The 21,481-nt window shown below is 49.8% G+C and carries 24 protein-coding genes and 1 riboswitch; of the genes, 4 read left to right on the top strand and 20 right to left on the bottom strand.

The features are described 5' to 3' along the window. Positions 1 to 9 precede the first annotated feature (9 nt). The 8 genes from EDM59_RS28380 to EDM59_RS28345 form a co-directional block, all read right to left on the bottom strand. Positions 10 to 369 (bottom strand): cupin domain-containing protein, encoded by a 360-nt coding sequence (locus EDM59_RS28380; protein ID WP_122926719.1) that lies wholly within the window; start codon positions 367 to 369, stop codon positions 10 to 12. A 154-nt stretch (positions 370 to 523) separates the two neighbouring features. Further along, positions 524 to 1,537, bottom strand: a complete 1,014-nt coding sequence (locus EDM59_RS28375) for an ROK family protein (protein WP_122926718.1) — start codon at positions 1,535 to 1,537, stop codon at positions 524 to 526. Positions 1,538 to 1,588: 51 nt separating this feature from the next. Further along, positions 1,589 to 2,512: a 1-phosphofructokinase family hexose kinase gene (locus EDM59_RS28370; protein ID WP_122926717.1), complete on the bottom strand. Its 924-nt coding sequence runs from the start codon at positions 2,510 to 2,512 to the stop codon at positions 1,589 to 1,591. Between the two features lies 1 nt (position 2,513). Continuing rightward, a complete protein-coding gene (locus EDM59_RS28365) occupies positions 2,514 to 3,605 on the bottom strand; it encodes a bifunctional phosphoglucose/phosphomannose isomerase (protein WP_122926716.1) in 1,092 nt (363 codons plus the stop codon). A 29-nt stretch (positions 3,606 to 3,634) separates the two neighbouring features. Then, entirely contained in the window at positions 3,635 to 4,498 is an 864-nt protein-coding gene (fba, locus tag EDM59_RS28360; RefSeq protein ID WP_122926715.1) for a class II fructose-1,6-bisphosphate aldolase, read from the bottom strand. A 21-nt stretch (positions 4,499 to 4,519) separates the two neighbouring features. Then, a complete protein-coding gene (locus EDM59_RS28355) occupies positions 4,520 to 5,284 on the bottom strand; it encodes a DeoR/GlpR family DNA-binding transcription regulator (RefSeq protein ID WP_122926714.1) in 765 nt (254 codons plus the stop codon). A 217-nt stretch (positions 5,285 to 5,501) separates the two neighbouring features. Further along, entirely contained in the window at positions 5,502 to 6,188 is a 687-nt protein-coding gene (locus EDM59_RS28350) for a copper homeostasis protein CutC (RefSeq protein WP_122926713.1), read from the bottom strand. An 87-nt stretch (positions 6,189 to 6,275) separates the two neighbouring features. Next, positions 6,276 to 7,283: an asparaginase gene (locus EDM59_RS28345; protein ID WP_122926712.1), complete on the bottom strand. Its 1,008-nt coding sequence runs from the start codon at positions 7,281 to 7,283 to the stop codon at positions 6,276 to 6,278. Positions 7,284 to 7,465: 182 nt separating this feature from the next. Next, a riboswitch (PreQ1 riboswitch) is annotated at positions 7,466 to 7,503 on the top strand. Between the two features lie 98 nt (positions 7,504 to 7,601). Between EDM59_RS28345 and queC the strand changes: the two genes are divergently transcribed. Genes queC through queF form a run of 4 tightly spaced genes read left to right on the top strand, consistent with a single transcriptional unit; the run spans position 7,602 to position 10,025 of the window. After that, positions 7,602 to 8,270: a 7-cyano-7-deazaguanine synthase QueC gene (gene queC / locus EDM59_RS28340; protein ID WP_122926711.1), complete on the top strand. Its 669-nt coding sequence runs from the start codon at positions 7,602 to 7,604 to the stop codon at positions 8,268 to 8,270. Continuing rightward, on the top strand, positions 8,270 to 8,758 hold the full coding sequence (queD, locus tag EDM59_RS28335) for a 6-carboxytetrahydropterin synthase QueD (protein ID WP_122926710.1): 489 nt from the start codon (positions 8,270 to 8,272) through the stop codon (positions 8,756 to 8,758). Before queC ends, queD begins: the two co-directional genes overlap by 1 nt. Continuing rightward, entirely contained in the window at positions 8,755 to 9,480 is a 726-nt protein-coding gene (gene queE, locus EDM59_RS28330; RefSeq protein WP_183193073.1) for a 7-carboxy-7-deazaguanine synthase QueE, read from the top strand. The genes queD and queE overlap by 4 nt, the downstream gene beginning before the upstream one ends. Positions 9,481 to 9,527: 47 nt before the next feature. Continuing rightward, positions 9,528 to 10,025 carry a preQ(1) synthase gene (gene queF / locus EDM59_RS28325; protein WP_122926709.1) on the top strand — a complete coding sequence of 166 codons (498 nt, stop codon included), beginning with the start codon at positions 9,528 to 9,530 and terminating at the stop codon, positions 10,023 to 10,025. A 268-nt stretch (positions 10,026 to 10,293) separates the two neighbouring features. Here the strand turns inward: queF and EDM59_RS28320 are convergent, their stop codons facing one another. The 12 genes from EDM59_RS28320 to EDM59_RS28265 form a co-directional block, all read right to left on the bottom strand. Continuing rightward, a complete protein-coding gene (locus EDM59_RS28320; RefSeq protein ID WP_122926708.1) occupies positions 10,294 to 10,941 on the bottom strand; it encodes an RraA family protein in 648 nt (215 codons plus the stop codon). A gap of 17 nt (positions 10,942 to 10,958) precedes the next feature. Next, entirely contained in the window at positions 10,959 to 11,783 is an 825-nt protein-coding gene (locus EDM59_RS28315; protein WP_122926707.1) for an alpha/beta hydrolase family protein, read from the bottom strand. A 50-nt stretch (positions 11,784 to 11,833) separates the two neighbouring features. Continuing rightward, positions 11,834 to 12,799: an ABC transporter ATP-binding protein gene (locus EDM59_RS28310; RefSeq protein WP_122926706.1), complete on the bottom strand. Its 966-nt coding sequence runs from the start codon at positions 12,797 to 12,799 to the stop codon at positions 11,834 to 11,836. Beyond that, positions 12,780 to 13,778: an ABC transporter ATP-binding protein gene (locus tag EDM59_RS28305; protein WP_122926705.1), complete on the bottom strand. Its 999-nt coding sequence runs from the start codon at positions 13,776 to 13,778 to the stop codon at positions 12,780 to 12,782. Before EDM59_RS28305 ends, EDM59_RS28310 begins: the two co-directional genes overlap by 20 nt. A 60-nt stretch (positions 13,779 to 13,838) precedes the next feature. Further along, complete coding sequence (nikC, locus tag EDM59_RS28300) at positions 13,839 to 14,738, bottom strand: nickel transporter permease (RefSeq protein WP_122926704.1); 900 nt, start codon at positions 14,736 to 14,738, stop codon at positions 13,839 to 13,841. 16 nt (positions 14,739 to 14,754) lie between these two features. Next, positions 14,755 to 15,675 carry a nickel ABC transporter permease gene (gene nikB / locus EDM59_RS28295; protein ID WP_122926703.1) on the bottom strand — a complete coding sequence of 307 codons (921 nt, stop codon included), beginning with the start codon at positions 15,673 to 15,675 and terminating at the stop codon, positions 14,755 to 14,757. A gap of 44 nt (positions 15,676 to 15,719) precedes the next feature. After that, positions 15,720 to 17,279 (bottom strand): ABC transporter substrate-binding protein, encoded by a 1,560-nt coding sequence (locus EDM59_RS28290; protein ID WP_122926702.1) that lies wholly within the window; start codon positions 17,277 to 17,279, stop codon positions 15,720 to 15,722. Positions 17,280 to 17,366: 87 nt separating this feature from the next. Next, positions 17,367 to 18,146: an HpcH/HpaI aldolase family protein gene (locus EDM59_RS28285; RefSeq protein WP_183193072.1), complete on the bottom strand. Its 780-nt coding sequence runs from the start codon at positions 18,144 to 18,146 to the stop codon at positions 17,367 to 17,369. Between the two features lie 19 nt (positions 18,147 to 18,165). Next, positions 18,166 to 18,984 carry a carbon-nitrogen hydrolase family protein gene (locus EDM59_RS28280; RefSeq protein ID WP_122926700.1) on the bottom strand — a complete coding sequence of 273 codons (819 nt, stop codon included), beginning with the start codon at positions 18,982 to 18,984 and terminating at the stop codon, positions 18,166 to 18,168. Beyond that, positions 18,984 to 19,610 carry a GntR family transcriptional regulator gene (locus EDM59_RS28275; RefSeq protein WP_122926699.1) on the bottom strand — a complete coding sequence of 209 codons (627 nt, stop codon included), beginning with the start codon at positions 19,608 to 19,610 and terminating at the stop codon, positions 18,984 to 18,986. Before EDM59_RS28275 ends, EDM59_RS28280 begins: the two co-directional genes overlap by 1 nt. Before the next feature lie 102 nt (positions 19,611 to 19,712). Next, positions 19,713 to 20,615, bottom strand: coding sequence for an acetamidase/formamidase family protein (locus EDM59_RS28270; protein WP_122926698.1), 903 nt, complete (start codon positions 20,613 to 20,615; stop codon positions 19,713 to 19,715). Between the two features lie 259 nt (positions 20,616 to 20,874). Further along, a complete protein-coding gene (locus tag EDM59_RS28265; RefSeq protein WP_183193071.1) occupies positions 20,875 to 21,396 on the bottom strand; it encodes an MgtC/SapB family protein in 522 nt (173 codons plus the stop codon). Positions 21,397 to 21,481 lie beyond the last annotated feature (85 nt).

Raw genomic sequence — 21,481 nt, 5'->3', positions numbered from 1 at the left:
TCTCTCCCGTCAGATCTGATCCAGCTCTGCTACGGTTCGTTCATTTGTTACATTTCCTGTATTCAGCGTGCTCGTCGGTTCCATCAGCACGACATGGCATATTTCCGGAGCTACCGGTCGATGCTCGACGCCTTTGGGAACGATGATAAATTCGCCTTCCTCCACCCATACTTCCCGGTCGCGAAATTGCATCAGCAATCTGCCGCTAACGACCAAAAACAGCTCGTCCTCTGCTTCATGATGGTGCCAGACGAATTCCCCTTGCAGCTTTACGACCTTGATATGAGATTCGTTGACTGTTCCCACGATTTTCGGGCTCCAGCATTCTTCAAACTTCGAAAATTTTTCAGCGAGATTCACTTTGTTCATAGTCGGCCATCTCCCATCTTCCGTTCGATTCTTTAGCCAAATTCAAACGCATCTTTTTATCATACAATTCCAAAAACTCTATGGGTAGGTTTATTTTGCAAAGACTTTTCCCATTGAAAAAACGCCTGCCTCTTTGGCAAGCGTTACCGTCTGTTCATTCGTTCTTCACCAGCGTAGATACCCCTTCCGCATTGCCTGTGAACGTTTGCAAGGCGAGTGCCCCTGCCCCGAGCATTCCGGCGTCTGGTCCTAGCGATGCCCGAACAATTCGTGTTTTCTCGTGACCGGCTTTCATCACGTAGCGCTCCGCACTTTGCCGTACGGGATCGAGCAAAAGCTCACCTGCCTCCGAAACGCCTCCACCGACGACTACCAGATGAGGGTTAAAGAGATTCACGACCAAGGCAATCGCCCATCCGGTAATGTCGCAGACCTCCTGCCAAACGTGCGCGGCAATTGGATCACCCTTTTGCACAGCCTCTGCTACCAGATGCGCCTTCAGTTGATTTAGATTGCCTCCTACCATTTGCCATAACGGGAGCATCTGCGCTTCTTCGGGGATCTCCCGGATCGCCCTAGCCAATTTCTCCTTTGCCAGTCGGACGATTCCTGCAGCAGAGGCAACCGTCTCTACACAGCCTGCTTTCCCGCAGTTGCAGATGGCTTGATTGCCCGGAACACTTACATGCCCCAGCTCACCCGATATGCCATGTGCTCCGCGAAGCAGCTGACCATCGATCATATTTCCCATCCCAATGCCTGTGCCGATCGGGATAAAGGTCATATGGCTGACGCCTTTGCCTGCCCCAAAAACTGCTTCTCCCAACGTCGCCGTCCGCAAGTCATTCTCAAACGCCAAAGGCAGCCGAACCGCTTCCAAAAGCGGCGTCCGCACGTCCACCTGACGCAGACTCAAATTGGGCGAGTGTATAGAAAAGCCGTTCGGGCCATCAAACGGTCCGGGAAAGCCCACGCCTACCGCTTCTACGGATACGGTCACACGGCTCTTCAGTTCCTCGATCAGCCCGGCCATTCGCTCGATCAAAAGAGGGAGATTGTTGTGCAGTTTCGTATCCCGGCTACCCCGAGCAAGAATGCGCCCTGTTTCGTCGAGTACTGCTCCTTTCATCGTTGTTCCGCCTACATCCAGACCGATTACGTGCCGCATGCGCAAGCCTCCTAACTGTCCTTCACAAGCCCGCAACCTCCACCTGGCTGCCTATGACTGTAACTGCTTCAACAAACGGGCAACCGTGTCGATGTCGACCATTCCAGCTCCTACCGACAGGGCATTCGCCGCGGCGCTTGCCATCCCTAGCTGCGCTGCTGCCCTCCATTCCATTCCTTTCAGCTTGCCACAGACAGTCCCTGCCAGCAGGGCATCGCCGCAGCCTACTGGATTGACGACTTGCTCCAGTGCAATGACCGGGAGATGCACGTGCTCATCGCCATCCGAAAACCATGCGCCATCTGCTCCCAGCGATAAAAGAACTCGCTCTGCTCCGAGCGACTGAATGTCTCGCAAGGCTGCCAGGATCGCTTCCTCGCTCGTCAGGGCGTAGCCGAGCAGCGTTTCTGCTTCATCCCGATTTGGCTTCACCAGATGGGGTCTGCCTTTTAATCCGTGCACAAGTGCAGGCCCGCTCGCATCCAGTACGGGCAGCGCCCCTGATTGCCGCACCTGCTCGATCAAATGCTGGTACGCATCTGCTGGCACCCCTGTACAAATGCTCCCAGAGAAAGTAACCATCTTCGCTTGGCTAGCCAACAGCTTCAGCTTGCTCTGCAGCTGGGCAAAGCCTTCTTCCGTGACAACTGGCCCCTGCTCCAAAACCTCTGTGACCTCGCCGCTCTCTTCATCCAGCAGGGTGTGGCAGCAGCGAGATTCTCCTTCTGTCTCGACAAACGCGGGAGTGATTCCTGCCTTGGCGCAGCCCTCGGCAATAAACCGCCCGTTGTACCCGGCGATAAAGCCTGTCGCAATCACATCTGTCCCAAGCGTTCGTGCGACTCGTGCGACATTGATCCCTTTTCCTCCTGGCAGACTGAGCTGTTCCTTTGTCCGATGCAATGTTCCAGGCCGAAATCGCTCCAGCTTGTATGTTTTGTCTATCGCGGCATTCAGCGTAACCGTTACCAGCATCCTAACGTACCTGCACCTGAACGAGCGGCTGCCCCATCTTGCTCTTGAACAGGTTGATGACCTCGACTGGCGTAGGATCGACTCCACGAATGAGCGCCGTATACAACGATACATAGTCAGCCAGATATACGATGGAGAAAAGTCGAGCCATTCTCGATACGCCCTGGGAGCGAACGACCTGTACGGCTCCGGCACGCTCACGCAGAATGTCCGCACTGATCTCCACCCGCTTGGCTGTCTTGTCGCTGTCTTCCACATCGCGGATCAAGGTAAAATGATAGCCTTTCAGCATAGCGGCAGGCGCATCCCAGCCAACTGCCTCGTCATGATGCAGGCTGGGGATCGCATTCCAAAACGCCATGACTTTCCCGTTTTCCCCCAGCTGATTTTTCCATCTCCAGGCAGGTGCATCAAAAAAGGGCAGCGTCCCATAAATGACTGGCGTCAAACCATCCATCTGCTGAGCGATTTGCTTGGCTAGATTGAAAGCCAAAGGCGCTTGCAAGCCGTACTCTTCACGCAGCCGAGAAAATAACTGGATCGTCTCTGCTACCTCTCCGCTCTTGTCCGCCACCAGCCCCAGCTTGGTCAAAGCTGCGAGCATCGGCAAGAAAATATAGCCGAGCACGATTCGCGGCATCATTCCTCCTGGTACCAAAAGATGAGCGTGTCCGTGGCTTTGCGCCAGCTCCAGCACTTTGCCGCCGGCTGTGATCACCGCGATCTGTGCCTTTGCTTCTATCGCCTGCTCGTATCCGCTTACGATTTCCTCCGTATTGCCCGAGTGACTGACGACAATGACGAGAGTGCGTTCGTCGACAAAAGCAGGGATCGTATAGCCTTGGTTGAGCTGCAAAGGCACGCGCAGCTCGTCGAACAGATACGATTTCAGCAAATTCACACTGGCAGCAGAACCTCCACCTGTCCCCAGCACAACGATCCGATCAATCGGAGCTGTCATCGAGGAAAGGTCGAATTGACCGGATAATTGCCATCCTTCTGAAAATTGTTTGTCGTATTCATCCGTATCCCGCAGCGCGAGAATGGTATCGAGCTTTTCAACTGCAGCACGATCATCCAAATTGACCCGCATGTCCATTCACCCTCCCATATTGTTTTCGTTTATTGCCCAGCGGCTTTGCCGACGCAGCCGCACATCGCCATTTTTGCCTGCGCTATCGCTTTAACCGCTTGCTTCGCCCGCTTCATATACGTCCGCGGATCATTTTCCTGCGGGTTTTCCCCGAAGACCTGCTTGATCGCATCGGAAAAAGCGATACGGAGCTCCGTGGCTACATTCATTTTTGCCATCCCAAGCGCAACAGCCCGCTTCACCTGTTCTTCCGGAATACCCGATCCTCCGTGGAGCACCAATGGCACACCCACCCTCCCCGCAATTTGTTCCAGACGGGAGAACGCGATTTTGGGCTCCCCTTTGTACATACCATGAGCCGTGCCGATCGCAGGAGCAAGCGTGTCTACACCCGTCAAGACAGCGAATTCTTCGCACTCTGTGGGGTCAGCCAAAACAGCATCTTCTTCCGCAACGACCAGCTCGTCCTCGACTCCCCCCACTTTTCCCAGCTCTGCTTCTACGTTCACCCCTGAGCGATGGGCCAGCTCGACGACCCGCTTTGTCTGCTCCACGTTTTGCGAAAAGGGATGCATGGAAGCGTCAATCATCACCGACGTATAGCCTGCCTGGATGCAGCGCTCGATCAGCTCATAGTCGTGGCAGTGATCCAGATGCAGGGCGATCGGGACTTGAACGGATTTTGCGGCAACCTTCGCAATCGCTGCCACATATTCTGGCCCCAAATGCTTGACCGTCCCTACCGTCGTCTGCAGAATCAGCGGAGACTCGGCTTCCTCCGCTGCTTCCACTACCGCCTGCAGCATTTCCATCGTGTGCACGTTGAACGCACCGATGCAGTACCCTTCCTTCCTTGCCCGCTTCAGCATTTCCGTCGATGATACCAATGACATGTCTGGATCACTCCTAGTCTTTTAGACTTGCGCTGCTTCAATCTTGACCCCCAGCTCTTGAAACGAGGCGTGCGTCTGCGGGTCCAGCCGATCGGTAATGATCCGGTCCACATCAGACAGGTCGGCAAAGCTGCTGAAATGGGTTTCCCCGAATTTCGTGTGATCCGCCAGCACGTACACCTTGCGAGCGCGCGACATCATGACCCGGTTCACATTGCTCTCAGCCAGTGACAGCGTGGAAAACCCATCGCGCTCATGTATGCCGTCTGCTCCGATGAAGCATTTGTAAACGGACAGCTTTTTCAAATTGTCCTCTGCGACAGCCCCGACGAGAGCAAATGACTTCGCCCGCATCTCTCCCCCGATCAAAACGACCTGATGGACTCCCTGGCTGTTCAGCTCCATGGCAATGTTGACTGCATTGGTCACGATCGTCAGCTCCGCGATCTGCCCGAGCAACTTGGCGAACTCCATCGTCGTCGATCCCGCTCCGAGTATCAGTGTGTCACCGGGCTGCACATGTGACAGAGCGTGGCGGGCGATCAGTGCTTTTTCCTCCGTACGTTCTGCCTGCTTTTCCGTAAAGCTTCGCTCCAGAGGCAAAAAGCTTGTAATAGACGCGCCACCATGCACTCTCGACAGCAGCCCTTCTTGCTCCAGCTTGATCAGATCTTTGCGAATGGTGACCTCAGATACATCCAAAAGCTTGCTCAGCTTCGCGACAGTTACCGTTTTTTCCCTGTTCACATTCTCCAGTATCCTGCTGTGTCTTTCTGTCGCCAACATGATAAAGCTCCTCCTCGTGATGAAATCTCGACAGACACCTGCTTCCATTTCATTATCTTATTTCGTTTTATTTCGAATAGTTTCGTTTCGTTTCATAACCATCCTATCATTCCAAATCTTCCCTGTCAAACAAAAGGGAATTTTCTAAAAACAACAAAAAAAGCCGAAACGTACACTTGAGTGACGTCGGCTTTCATTTCCCTTATTCTCCTTGCGGCTAACCAAGGAAGCTGTTTTTTAACGTCTGAACTTTCTCTGCATCCACGTAGCGGAGAGCCTGGCCTTCTTCACGGACGCCTGTACCGACGTGAATCTCACTCACACCGGTTTTTTCCGCCAGTCCCCTCGCATTTTGCAGCGTCAACCCACTTCCCGCCAAAATAGACAGCTGGGTGTGCTCCGTCAGTTGGACAAGGCTTGCGATGCAGTCGGCACCCTCGATCGCATTTTTTTGTCCACCTGAAGTCAAGATATGACGCACCTGCGGGTATCTGAGCAAAATCCTGGCTGCTGCCAGCTGGTCGGTCGCCTCATCGAAAGCACGGTGAAAGGTCACATCCAGTCCGTCCGCCTCAGACAGAAGCATTTCTAACCCGCGCACATCCAGCTTTCGATCATCGGTCAGCATCCCAATCACGATCCCGGCCGCACCGATCTCTCGAATCACGCGCACGTCCTCCCGCATGACATACCATTCATCCTGCGTGTAGCAAAACGACTGAGCATGTGGACGTACCATGACATTAACCGGAATGGATACGGCTTTTACCACGGCTTCGATCAAGCCCCAGCTGGGAGTCAAACCACCTTCCAAAATGCCTGAAATCAGCTCCAGCCGGTCTGCTCCCCCTAGCTCTGCCCGCTTGGCATCCTCCACTGAAGTCGCAATTACTTCCACGATCATGTTTCCATTCCTCCGCTTTATTGCCATAATGTGGTCATTGTATATGGTCGGAGGGGATTGTGCAAGTTTACCGAATGGTTGGGCAATTTAGCGCGGCTCGAGCGTAAATACGGCACGTTTTTCACCGACGACCAGCTGGTTGTCGTTTTTAATTTCCGTTGGAACGAGGGCATGCAGCCGTTGAATCGTTTCCTGATTCTCGTAGTTGATCTGCGTCAGAATCGAAGCAATGATGAGCGGCCACACTTGCTCGGACCCATCGATGACCTTCAGCGAAAAGCTGATTCTTTCCTTTTTCAAAGCAAAACCGTAAACACCCATGGCACCACCCTTGGCGATGATATTCGGGTCTTCCAGAAGGGCCGTGCAGGTGAAGTTGTGGCTGGCGATAATATCCGGGTTTTCCGTCATCCAGCCTGTAATCTTGACCACCGCTGCCTGCATCTCCTCGTCTTCGATCAAATCCGGGCAAGCGAGCTTCAGGTAGGCGATCGCCAAATGCTTGAGCGGCAAGGCAAAGACCGGGAACCCACATCCGTCAACGCCAAGCCGGATCCGCTCTCTTGGATATTCCGCCAGCTCGGCAAACGCCGTGAGTGCCTCCTGCTGAGCCGGATGATCTATCTCATAGTAGTCATGCGTGGAATAACCGCGTTCTTTGGACAAAGCCAGAAAGCCCAGATGCTTGCCTGAGCAATTGTGAAACAGTCTGCGCTTGGACACACCCTGCATCAGACAAGCGAATTTCGGTTCTTCATTTAAAGGATAGGTGGGATTGGTAAGAAGCTCCTCTTCCCTGATCCCGGTCTTGGCCAGCAGCGATTCCAACGCTTCCATGTGGTAAACTTCACCGCGATGAGATGCCGTGAACAAAGCAGCTTCTCTACTCGTTAATCCGAACTTTTCATCCATTTTCTCTCTGGCAACTGGAATCGCCTGAAAGGGTTTGGCAGCAGAGCGCAAAAAGGCTACGTGCATTTCATCCCCAGATGAGTAGATCACTTCACCGCGATCGTTTACCCCGCATACAATCCCTGCATGAATATTCTCCAACAAGCCTCCACGAAACTCTTCTACTAATGTACTGAATTTCATCCTCGTCAACCTCTCCATAGCAGGATCACTACGCTTTGCAACGCCATACTAGCAGGCGTCTACCCAAGCGTCAATGAAGAATTGCAAAATTACAACAGTCCATAATGAAGGCATTCTGTTGTATACTATCCATGGATGCAGCCCAGCTGTGCCCAATCACATACGAAATCCATGCGGACAGCATGGGAGAGGTTCGCGAACTCCCTCTATAAAAAACTAATGTGTACACAGTACCTCTCTTTGGTATTGTTTTGTTTTTTTCAGAGTCTGGTTCAAGAACTCTCTTTCTTCCCACGATGGAAAAGGAGATGGAGAGCGATGAAAATGGAAAAAGCCGTCGTTGTATTCAGCGGAGGACAGGACAGCACGACTTGCCTGTTCTGGGCGAAGCAGCAATTTGGCGAAGTAGAAACCATCACGTTTGACTACGGGCAGCGGCACAAGCTGGAAATCGAATGTGCCCAGCAAATCGCCCGCGAGCTCGGCGTGAACAACACCGTATTGGATATGAGCCTGCTCAATCAGCTCGCACCCAATGCCCTCACCCGCACCGACATTGACATCACCCAAGAGGAAGGTCAGCTCCCTTCTACGTTCGTCGACGGTCGCAACCTGCTGTTTTTATCTTTTGCAGGTGTATTCGCCAAACAGCGAGGCGCGCGTCATCTCGTCACCGGCGTATGCGAAACAGATTTTAGCGGCTATCCCGACTGCCGCGATTCGTTCGTCAAATCGCTGAACGTGACACTCAACCTGGCGATGGACTATCCGTTTGTCATCCACACCCCACTGATGTGGCTGAATAAAGCGGAAACGTGGATGCTGGCGGACGATCTGGGTGCCTTCACCTATATCCGCGAGAAAACCCTCACCTGCTACAACGGCATTAAAGGGGACGGCTGCGGCGAATGCCCTGCCTGCCATCTGAGAAAAGCCGGTTTGGACACGTACCTTTCCGAGAAGAATCAGCAAGGAGAGCAGGTCTGATGAGCGCGAACTTTGACTTCCGCATCGTCGACCGCATGCAGCAGCTTGGCACACATATTGAAAAATCCCAGCTGCGCTACCACAACAAACGCGTCTTGGTTAGCAAGGAATTTACCTTTGACGCCGCTCACCATCTGCACGCCTACGAAGGCAAATGCAAAAACCTGCACGGTCATACGTACCAAGTGGTTTTTGGGATCAGCGGCTTCCCGGATGAAATTGGCCTGGTCATCGACTTCGGGGACATCAAGCAGATCTGGAAAGAGCACATCGAGATCTACCTGGATCACCGCTATCTCAATGAAATGCTCCCGCCGATGAATACCACAGCAGAAAATATGGTTGTCTGGATATTTGAGCAGATGGAACAGCAGCTTACCTCAGAAGCGTACCATGACCGTTACAACGGAGCGCGCGTAGAGTTCGTTCGCCTGTTTGAGACGCCCACCAGCTACGCCGAAGCCAGACGGGAGTGGATGTACGAATGAGCTTGATCCCTGTACTGGAAATCTTCGGACCCACGATCCAAGGAGAAGGCATGGTCATCGGACAAAAAACGATGTTCGTGCGTACGGCCGGCTGCGATTACCGCTGCAGCTGGTGCGACTCCGCTTTTACCTGGGATGGTTCTGCCAAGGATGAAATCAAACAGATGACCGCAGAAGAAATCTGGGAAGAGCTCTTCCGTCTTGGCAAGGACTGTTTTTCGCACGTAACCATCTCCGGCGGAAATCCGGCACTGCTGGCGAGCATCGGTGGATTGGTCGAGCTGTTACAGTCACGCGGCATTCGCTCTGCAGTCGAGACGCAGGGCAGCAAATGGCAGGACTGGCTGGCTCAGATTGACGATGTCACCCTTTCGCCGAAGCCGCCTAGCTCCGGGATGGAGACGGATTTTGATGTGCTGGATCAGGTGGTCGCCAACCTACTCGAAAAAGGACACTCCGGTGTTAGCCTGAAAGTCGTCATCTTTGATGAAAGAGACTTTGAATACGCACGGGGCATTCACCGACGCTATCCCGGCATTCCGTTTTATTTGCAGCCAGGCAATGCTGATCTCGTCGAAGCCAATACCGAGGAGCTGCGCACCAAACTGCTGGAAACGTTTGAATGGCTGATCAATCTGGCGATGGCTGCCCCTGATCTAAATGATGTGAAAGTATTGCCTCAGCTCCACGCTCTGGTGTGGGGAAACAAACGCGGCGTGTAGATAGAACGACACTGAAAAACCTAAATGAAACGAGGAGACAATCCGATATGGCAAACCAACAGGAACGTGATCTTGCTTCCTTGACGCTCTTGGGCAACCAGGGCACGACTTACCCGCAAACCTATGACCCAACTGTACTGGAGTCCTTTGACAACAAGCATCCGTACCGCGATTACTTCGTGAAATTCAACTGCCCGGAGTTCACCAGCCTGTGCCCGATCACCGGACAGCCTGACTTTGCGACGATCTACATCAGCTACATTCCCGACATCAAAATGGTCGAGAGCAAAGCGCTCAAGCTGTACCTGTTCTCGTTCCGCAATCACGGCGACTTCCACGAGGACTGTGTCAATATCATCATGAACGACCTGATCAAGCTCATGGATCCGCGCTACATCGAAGTGTGGGGCAAATTCACCCCGCGCGGCGGCATTTCCATCGACCCGTATTGCAACTACGGCAAGCCAGGGACCAAGTATGAAGAAATGGCGATGCATCGCCTGATGAACCATGATATGTACCCGGAGAAAGTCGATAATCGGTAGAATTTCCCCCCTTCGCTCTCACATGGAAGTTATCAAACGATTGAACGGCTCCCAAAGCTGGATGATAGGAAATACGTAGAATCACTGGTTACTGAGCTGGCACTGCGTTTAGGATAATTTGTCTCGGCTCACCCAACTCTTGATCATTCACAAATAAAGCGCCTCTTTTTGGTCACGGTGTTTATAAACCGCGAGAAAGAGGCGCTCCGTTATTGATGCAGTCATAATCAAAAGAGTTCGTCTATGAGATTAAAAAAGGGATACGTAGTTACTCAAACCATTTGTCTGCTCCGCTTATCGATGCCAGTGAAATGCCCGCATCCAGTTTTCGCTTTAGTTCTGCCTCGCCGTCTTGTATTTCAACAGCTTTCACCCCGTACCCCATGGCGTCTTTTGGATTGGCCACAAACACCCCATCACTATCAGCAATAATTAAATCCCCCGGATGCACAGCGACACCGCAAACACTGATCGTCGTGTTGATTTCTCCCTCAATCCCCAATATCCTTGTCGTTAGCGGACTGGCACCTAACGAAAAAACAGGGAGCTGCAAATCGATTATTTCCTGAACGTCATTCACGCAGCCCGCAACGATAACACCTGCCGCTTTCTTTGTCTTTGCGATATACGAGCAAATCCCTCCCCAGCAGGACCGCTCTGTATCGCCGGACATGTCGATCACGAGTACGTCTCCTGGCTCGACGATATCCAATGCTTTGTGTACAGCAGAGGAGTCCATATGGGGGATGCGTACGGTTACTGCATTCCCTACAAAGCGAATGGGCCGAAACAGCGGCTGAAGACCTTTCAAAAAACCGAAATCTGTCATATGGCCGATGGTAGACGACATCACCTCGTTATACATAGAGAACAACTCCGGAGTGACACCCTGTACCCTCGAATTGATGCAAAACATAGATTCATCCCCCCTTTTTAATCTGTGTTCAATGCCCCTGCAAAAAAAGCTTTCACCGCATGAAGGAGCTTCATTCCTTCATGGCCCACCCCGGGCACTTCTTCATACCTAATTTGAATCCCTTGAGACGCCCAATTTTTCCTTAGCGTTCTTATTCGTTCAAGGCGCGTATTACCTGCAATTTCGACGCCTGGAAGCCAGAATGGACTATCCCTTCCGACTTCCAGAAAACGGTTATCTTCGCTACCAATGACCAGTTGCACTGGGACGCGGCTCATCTCCTCCAGCTTTATATCGGTGCCGAATTGTTCTTCAAAGTCCCGGATTCCTGTAAACCAGTCCATACTTGGATCAAGTAGTGTCACATTGCCCGGAGCTGCAACCGAAACCGCTAAAAGCCGGTCAGGATGAAGATAGTAGAAGCGATGAACAAATTGACCTCCACCGGAAAAACCAAACAGCAGAAACTTCTCTCCAGATATCCCGTATCGCTCGGTAAGCTCCTGGATCATGGCCAGCAAAACGTGATCAAAACGAATATCGCGATACTTAATCATCTTGTACGAATTCAATTCACCTGGTTCGCCAATACCTGCCGGAAAAAGCGGAGCCAGGATAACAGCTCCAGTTTCTTCCGAAAATTGTTTAAACTCATCTCTGTACAGCTGTGCGGAGCGTTCTGTCCCATGTATGACGACAAGCAACGAATGTTTTAACGGATCGGTTTCTGCAAAATAGCTGGGGATATAGGCGCAATATGAAAAACGTTGATCGAATTGGCTTGCGTATAAGGGTGTTGCCCCTCTCTCCAATCTTGTCGATTGATTTTCAATCGATCTCATATCTCATTTTCCTCCACTTGTAAGAATGGCCATTTCTATCAGAAATTCTTTCAATTGAACAAATGACAGGCAATGTAGCGTCCTTCCACCTGCTTGAACATCGGCTTTTCCGTCTTACAAATGGCCATGCACCCACTGCATCTCGGGTGAAACGTACAGCCCGTAGGTGGGTTGGCCGGGCTCGGCACATCCCCTTGCAGCATAATCCTCTCCTTCTTTTCTAACGGATTCGGATTCGGCACGGCAGACAATAACGCTTGTGTATACGGATGTTTAGGGGAATCGAACAGTTCCCGCTTGTCCGCCAACTCCACCATTCGTCCTAAATACATGACTCCGATCCTATCGCTGATATGCTTCACCACACTTAAATCATGAGCAATAAATAAATACGTCAGACTAAATTGTTCCTGGAGATCTTGCATTAGATTAATGACCTGTGATTGGATAGAGACGTCTAGAGCCGAAACCGGTTCATCAGCTACAATCAGCTTGGGGTTTAACGCCAGAGCCCTGGCAATCCCAATCCGCTGCCGTTGTCCGCCACTGAATTCGTGCACATACCGTTTGGCATGGTAGCCACTTAAGCCGACCACATTTAGCAGCTCTTCCACTCTGCGAATCTTGTCTTTTCCCTGGGTGATATGGTGAATGTCCAGTGGCTCAGCGATGATATCGAAAACGGTGAGACGCGGGTCGAGGGAAGCATACGGATCCTGAAATACCATCTGCATATCCTTACGAACCTTTCTCAGTTCCTGCGGTGGCATGCCTACTAGGTTTTTCCCCTCGTAAACAACCTCTCCCTCGCTCGGGCGAAGCAGCTGCAATAGAGTTCTTCCCGTAGTCGATTTGCCGCATCCGCTTTCTCCTACCAATCCCAACGTTTCTCCTTTATAAATCGTAAAGTCCAAGCCGTCCACTGCTTTTACATGTCCGACTGTCCGGCTAAAGATCCCCTTTTTAATCGGAAAATATTTCTTTAAATTACGAACCTCAACCAAAGGCTGCTTCATTATGACTACCCTCCTCTTCAGATGCGTGTAGCCAGCATCTAGTGAAGTGTCCCCGCTCGATTTCCAGCAACTGCGGGGATTTTCTCCTGCACACATCCGACGCGAATTCACAACGGGGAGCGAAATGGCACCCCTCCCGCAAGCTGCCAGGAGTCGGCACACTGCCCTTGATGGAATACAACCGTTTCTCTTCCGTTCCGAGCGTCGGCATCGACTTCAACAGCCCTTGCGTATACGGATGCTTCGGATCGGTAAAGAGTGTAACAACATCGCTTTCTTCCACCACTTTGCCTCCATACATCACCACTACGCGGTCGCACATCTCAGCAACGACGCCCAAATCGTGGGTAATCAGCAATATCGCTGTACCTTGTGTCGATTTTAATTGTTTCATTAAATCCAGTATTTGCGCCTGAATCGTTACATCCAGAGCGGTAGTCGGTTCGTCGGCAATCAGCAGCTTGGGATTGCAAGCCATCGCCATGGCGATCATTACCCTCTGCCTCATCCCACCTGATAGACGATGAGGATACTCATCCACAATTTGTTCGGGCCTCGGGATTCCTACCTGCTTAAGCATCTCGATGGATTTGACTCTAGCCTGCGCCTTACTGTATTTCAAGTGAATCCGAACCGCTTCTCCAATCTGATCGCCAACTGTAAACACTGGATTTAGAGAAGTCATCGGCTCTTGAAAGATCATGGCGATTTCATTGCCTCGAACTTCTTGCATTTCCAGCTCGGATAAAGCCAAAAGATCTTTCCCGTTGAATATAATCGAGCCATCCACTACTTTTCCGGGGGTTAATCGCATGGCCGTCAAGGAAGTCACACTTTTACCGGAGCCGGATTCCCCGACTACGCCTACCGTTTCCCCTTCGCGTATGTTAATATCCACCCCGTCAACAGCCGGAATTACCCCTTCTTCCGTATAAAAATATGTCTTGAGTCTTTTGATTTCAAGCAATGTTCGTTCCAATGCTACTCCTCCCTCGTGTACGGCTTACGTTCCGAGCGATTGATTCTCAGTAACGCGAGGCTACAGCTTCATTTTCGGATCGAGTGCGTCTCTAATTCCGTCCCCCAACATATTAAAGGACAACACGATAAACATAATGGCCAAACCCGGAATCGTGCTGACATGAGGAGCCGATCTTAAAAACTCCCTTCCTGTGCTTAGCATAGCCCCCAGTTCCGGTGTCGGCGGCTGTGCTCCCATACCTAGGAAGCTGAGTCCGGAAGCAGTGAGAATTGCCGTCGCCATGCGCATCGTAGACAATACGATAATCGGTGCGATACTGTTCGGAATCACATGTTTAAAAATGATGCGCATATGACCAGCGCCCATCGATCTCGCCGCCTCGATGTATTCTTTATTATTTACGGACAAGACAGAGCTGCGGGAAATTCTCGCAAAAGTCGGAATCGAGAAGATGCCGATCGCAATCATGACATTCACCATACCGGGGCCTAAAACACTGACAATCGCGAGCGCAAGCAAAAAGCTTGGAAACGCCATAAAAATGTCGATCATTCTCATAATGAACATATCTGTCTTACCACCGAAGTAACCCGATATCGTGCCAAGCGCTACTCCGAAGACAGCCGAAATGAGCACCCCGAAAATACCGACCATCAAGGAGATTTGAGCTCCGTACATTACCCGTGATAAAATGTCCCTGCCATATTCATCCGTTCCGAACGGATGACTGAGAGAAGGAGAATTCAAAATGAGATCCATGTTCTGCTCAATCGGATCGTACGGGGCAAACCATTTAGCAAATAGCGCGATGAGGACAAAGATCGCAACCATCCATCCACCTGCTATGGCGCGTTTATTTTTTTTGAATCTACGAATCATTAGCACCAATGGCGAACGCGGTTGAAATGCCGGATCCACGGTTTGCTTATCTGCCACAAGAATTGAGGACTTACTCATTGCATATACTCCCTTCTTACTCGTATCTGATTCTGGGATCCACTGCACTATAGCACAAGTCAACGATGAGATTTACCACGACGAAAATCGTAGCGACAAACAGGATGCTGCCTTGAACCGCTGGATAATCCCTGAACTGAATCGCTTGGATAATATACCGGCCAAGTCCGTTCATCGAGAACACCGTCTCCGTCAGAACAGCCCCTCCCAATAGAGTGCCGAACTCCAATCCAATGATCGTAATAATCGGAACTAACGCGTTTTTCAAGGTGTGCTTATAGACGACGAGTCGTTCCTTAACCCCTTTTGCCCGTGCTGTACGGATAAAGTCTTGGTGAATGACTTCAAGAACACTCGAGCGGGTTAGTCTAGCTAAGACCCCAGAAGAGGACAGCCCTAAGACGATAGAAGGGAGAATGAAATATTGTAAGCTGCTGCTTCCTCCAGACGGAAGCAGCTGCAAATAATAGGAAAACACCAGAATAAGCATAATCCCAAACCAAAAGACTGGCATTGATATCCCTAGCAGCGAGAACATCATCGTAACATTATCTCGGATGCTGTTCGGTTTTGTTGCGGAAAGTATTCCGGCCAAAAGACCGACGATAACCATGATGATCACAGAGAAAGCTGTCAATTGGAGCGTGCTCGGAAAACGCGTCATAATTTCGTTCAAAACCGGTCTCTCCGAGTGCATCGACATGCCCAAATCGCCTCTCAGCAAGCCCTTGACATAGCCGAGATATTGTTCGTATAAAGGGAGATCCAATCCTAACCGATCTCGAACGCTCTGAACCTGTTCTGCTGTGGCATCCGCTCCGGCAATCAAATGCGCGGGATCACCCGGAACCGAATGGATGATAATAAAGCTTAGGATGGATACGCCGATCAAAGTCGGAATCATTTGCAACACGCGTTTGATGATATAGGTAAACACAAAAGGATTCCTCCTAGATAGGTATTGTGGCTACATATTCCGGATCATTTTTTGTCCACCTGGCGCAAGTCATACATATAGGTTGGAAGGAACGTAATGCCTTCTACATTTTTGGCATATCCTGGATGTACCATATCGTTATGAAGAAAAATCCACGGCGCATCCTCTTTGACCTGCTTCAGCACGCTCTCATAAATTTTCATTCGTTCAGCCTGGTTGACCTGTGTTTGCCCTGCCAAAATCAATTTATCGACCTCAGCGTTGTTATAATGGGCATAATTCGTGACGCTAGTCGACAGTAGAGCATCTCGGAACAACGGGTCGGCATCACCTGTAGTCGCTAATGCCCCTCTCATAAACAAATCGTATTTGCTAGGGTTCTTCAAGGTCTGCAAATAGGTTCCCAATTCTAGTTTTTGCAATTCGACTTTGAACCCTAATTGTTGCAGACTATTCTGAACAAATTCGGCGGCCGGTAAATCCTGCGTTACGTTTGCTGCAAATATTAATCGGAGCGGTGGTACGTTCTCCGGTACGATTCCCGCTTCTTGGAGCATTTGCTTCGCTTTAGGCATATCAAAAGGATAGGAGCCAACATTGCTGTAACCAATCGTCGTCTCCGAAATAGCTGAGGTAGCTTTATTGACTCGCCCCTCATACAATTTGTTCACCATAGTATCCTTGTCAATCGCATAGTTTATCGCTTGCCGCACCTTCACTTGATTGAATGGCTCTTTGGTCGTATTGAATCCGACATAAGCAATCCTATTTGCCTTAATGGAATGGACGACGATTTTTCCTTCTTCTTTCAGACGTTTTAATTCCGCAAGAGGAAGACTACCGATCAGATCCACTTCCCCTGTTTCTAGCATGATCACTTGCGCAGAATTTTCTGGAACGTTTTTGAATATAACGCTTTTTACTTTCGGCTCTCCAGCCCAATATTGCGGATTGGCTTTAAGTGTCACTGCATCGCCAGTTGTCCATTCTTTTAACTCGAACGGACCCGTTCCAACCGGATTTTTGCTGATCCCTTGTTCGTTTTCTTTAATAGATTTGGGACTAATAATACCGCTGCTAGAAGAAGCCAGATTGCCCAAAAAGGCTCCTTGTGGCTCTTTCAAATGAAAGATTACCTTCGTCTCCCCTTCGGTTGTAATCGTATCGATAAAGGAACCTACCAGCGTATACTGGCTTAATTTTTTATCCTTGTTCGCTACTCGTTCAAAGCTGATTTTTACTGCTTCCGCATTAAATGGCGTTCCGTCCGTAAAGTTGATACCCGAGTTAAGTTCGAAGGTCCAGGTCTTCCCGTCCTCTGTGACAGTCCAGCTTTTGGCTAATTGAGGGACGATCTCCATTTTTTCATTAAACGTGACAAGTCTGTCATAGATTTGATAGTTAATCAGGGCGGAGATCGTATCCGTCGTATTTTGCGGATCCAGGCCTACCGGGTCACCGGATACCGCAACAGTAAAATCTTTGCCTCCACCCCCTGAAGCCTTTCCTTCGTTGGTTTCCGGTGTGGAACCACACGCAGATACCAGTAAAGATAATACAATCCACATAATACCTATTACTCTCAAAGATGGATTCCAGCTCATACTTTTTTCCCCCTTAGTTATGCTACGACCTACTTCTCTCACATCCCATTACCTAGCCAACCTGAGCGTTCTGTAAAAATTAGCTTGTCATCTCGTCAGGTTTTCTTTTTGCTTTACCTCGCGCAAATGAACAGTCAAAGCCTTGCTAAAGAAAAGGGTATCAATAGGTGGTACCGTAAAGTAATTCGCACCTATCCGAGCATACCTGTCCACTTCCTCACCGGTAAAAGCCGGTATTCCAATTCCGAGTCCCGCCTTGCGTGTAGTTGCAATAATCTCTTCGATTGCCTCCATGACTACCGGATGATCGAACTGTTCTTGATACCCAAGCGAGGCGGCCAAATCTGCAGGGCCGATAAAGAGCAAGTCAAGTCCGGGAACACTTACAATTTCATTGAGATTGTTTAGAGCAAGTGCATCTTCAATCATTCCAATTACGGTAACTCCTTCGTTTTGCCGCTCAATATGCTGTGACAAGGGAATCGTGCCATAAGCAGCAGACCTTGAGGAGCCATCAAGCCCCCGGTAGCCGATCGGGCGGTATTTAGCTGCCCCGACTACCCGTTCCGCTTGTTCCCTCGATGTAAGGTGGGGAACCATGATGGCGTCTGCCCCTGCATCGACAACACGAAGCATCGCACCATAGTCGCTTTGCGGAGTTCTGACGACAGATGTCACTTGAACGCATCGAGCAGCGCGAATCATATGTTCTACTAAGCCGAGGTCCATAGTCGTATGCTCCAAGTCAATGATGGCAAAATCATACCCAGCATACCCCATCATCTCCACAACAGCAGGATCCTTCATCGTTACAATCATTCCGTAAGCAGATTGTTGATTGTGTAGTAATTTGCTCAATTTATTCATAGAGATGCTCCTTCTAAAATCAGTGAGATATTGTATAAAGTTCAGGTCTTCGATGTCCATACGATGGCAGTTTGGTACGTACACTTTCGATTCTGGACAAATCAATGTCGCAAACGATGAGCGCTTCCGTCTCAGGACCGGTAACCATCTGCACACCCATCGGATCTGCGACAAGGCTTTGGCCGCTGTAAAAATCGCTCACTTGATTACAGGCGACCACAAAAACCGTATTTTCCAATGCACGAACTGTTACCAAATGGCTCCAGTGATGCTCCTTCATCGGCCCACGCACCCAACCGGATGGTACAATCATTACTTCCGCTCCTTTGGCTGCCTGGTAACGAGCAATCTCGGGAAAACGCAGCTCATAGCATACCAACAATCCGATTTTTCCAAAGGGGGTCTGAATTGGCTCAAATAGGCTGCTTCCTGGCTCAATCGTATCGGATTCCTTGTATCCGAACGCGTCGTACAAGTGTGTCTTTCGATATGTTCCGGCAATTGAACCGTCGCTTGCAACAATGACAACCGAGTTAAATACACGTTCAGCCTCTATTCCTGACTCCTTCATTCCGAATATCAGCCATACCCCATTCTCCTCCGCCAGTTTCTTCATCTTTGTGACAAACGGCCCTTCCAAAGGCTCGGCATCATCCAGGATGATCTGCATAGGGGTATGGGCAGGGAAATAGCTCATGAAAATTTCTGGAAAAACGACCATTTGGGCCTGATGGTCAATGACAGCTTCACGAACCGCTGAAACTGCCTTTTCATAATTCGCTTGTTTATCGGAAGTCGATCCCACTTGAGCCATAGCTAAGCGAAATTTAGTTGTCATTACAATTTCCCCTTTTTCAAATGCGCTTCTAAATATTGAACCGCAACCGGGATATCTCTTTGGATGATCGCATCCAATATCCCCCTGTGTTCCTCAATAAAAGTTTGCAGTACATCTGGTTTATTTTTGAGCCATTTTCCTGCCCTAACAGTGAACTGACGCTCTCTCGCATGACGGTACATCTTGATAAATTGCGAGTTCCCCACGATTTCCAACAAGCACTGATGAAACAATGCGTCTTTCTCTAATAGATCAACAAAATCGTCTGCCAGGTACGCTTTTTCCTGCATCTTGATGATCTCAGACAATGTTTCGATGTCACCGTCATTGATTTGAGTAGAAGCCAGTCTCAACGAATACGTTTCAATTGCAATTCTCATATCGATCAACTCGTTGCGTTCTTCGACCGAGAGCTCAGTGAAGACGATGCCTCGATTTGGCATGATTTTCAAAAAGCCTTCGTGTTGCAGACGGTTTAACGCTTCGCGAATTGGGGTTCGGCTCATGTTTAATTCTTGTACCAAATAATTTTCCGAAGTATACTCTTCCTCGCCCTTTATCCCCTTTTCTTTAATCTTTTCATAAGCGATGTCTTTTAAGAAAACCTTTTCGTTTCTCTCAATCAAACGAACTCACTCCTTAAACGGGGTATCAACCACACCTGGTATATCAACTGGTATACAACTAGAATGTAACGTAAAGCTCCTTGTTTCTCAAGGAAATACTCCTTATCCTATTAACCCCGTCAATCCTTCCAGCTTAGGCATTCGTACACGAACAACTGTCTCTACCGGACAAGGCTTGCAGCATTGGCTCATTTGTACATCGCCAATCGCTCCCATCAGTAAATACGCATCCGTCGGTGTCAGCTGCCAGCGACCCGCGATCATTTCCTGCATGCTTTCACTCGCCTTTCGGACCGCGGACTGGACATCATGATCGCTAGAGACGGCATACCATGAATCGCTGGTCTCGATTACAGGTGCCCGAAGTGGCTCGTCCTTTAGTACCGTTAGGCGCACCTCGACCTGACCGGCAATTTCTACTCCGGTCCCGCACATTTCTCCGTCCCCCATCGAGGCATGGAGATCTCCAAGCCCAAATAAAGCCCCGGGAATGAACACCGGCAAATAAATCGTAGATCCTTCCATGAGGCAGCTCGTATCCAAATTCCCGCCGTGCAGCCCAGGATGTCCACATGCGACTTCGCCTTCGGCCGGGGCTACACCTATGACTCCGATCATCGGAGCACAATCGAACTGTATCTTTTCAGAAAAAAGTACGGTCCGCCCCTCTATGACTTGAACCACTTTTGTCCGAGTCTCTGCACGATGGATTAAGGTTCCGATTTCTGGAAGTGTCGTGATGACCCCCTGCTCTTCAATCGAAATTCGGATAATCTCTACCCTCAATACATCCCCCGGCAGCGCATCTTCCACAAAGATAAGTCCGGTGACAGGATTAATTTTCCTGTAGTCAATGGAAGTTACGAGGTCCTGATCCTTCTTGATTTGTCCGGAAAAGCAGTCGTTCGTCTGCAATATGACGCATTCCCCGCTTGACACGGTCAAAACTGGCGCGTGGTTGCCGGAGAAACTGAATACACATTGGTTACGCTCCACTACCTGCATAAACACCATCCTCCTCTACACATCATGAGCTTCTGTTTCTTTTATCTTGAATACCAACTTGTATACAAGTTTCTTCTTGGCTAATTATATGACAATTCCACCTATTTGTTCAACTTAAATTTATCTGAAATATCAATCGCCTAATAAAACTAAGGCTGGGTGACCTGTCACCTGACTATCTACAAGTTTCCAATGTCAACAAAAAAGCCCAGATCTATCATCATCTGATTCGATCCGAGCCTTCCTGTATTCTCTTTTTTCAACCCACGCCTTGCTGCTTGACGGTATTTGTTTTCTCGCTGCTTTCCCCTCGCTTGTGCTGGACATCTTCAAAGCGTTGGCTCAGCCGCGCCAAGACAAAGGAAATAATTACGGAGAAAATGACAATTCCATAAAACCCTGCTCCAATTCCAATGCCGATGCCTCCGGCGAAAAAGATCATCGCAGCCGAGGTCAAGCCTTTTACCTGCAAGCCGTCTTTCAAGATCACGCCTGCTCCCAAAAAGCCCAGCCCAGTCACGATTTGCGCAGCCAAACGCATCGGATCCATCATCGTTCCGCTGTTCGGGGTACTGTACATTTTTGCGCTGTAAATGGAGACCAGCGTAATCAACGTGCAGGCGACGGAAACGTACATATACGTTTTCAGACCGGCTGGCTTGTTTCGATGCGAGCGATCCCATCCGATGAACATGCCGAGTACCGCGCTAACGACAACACGGATATACATCTCCAGATTCATGAAGACCTGCTGTTCGTAAATGACATTCAAATATTCCATCCCTAGCACCTTCTTTTTGCGATAGAGACATTATATGCGCTCGTTTGTTGAAAAGACCGGCGGAACTGAATTTGGGACGAACAAA

Source organism: Brevibacillus nitrificans (assembly GCF_003710965.1).
In the GTDB taxonomy this organism is placed as follows: Bacteria; Bacillota; Bacilli; order Brevibacillales; family Brevibacillaceae; genus Brevibacillus; species Brevibacillus centrosporus.
Note: the sequence above shows the minus strand (reverse complement) of the source record. Positions and strands in the feature narration are given on the sequence as shown.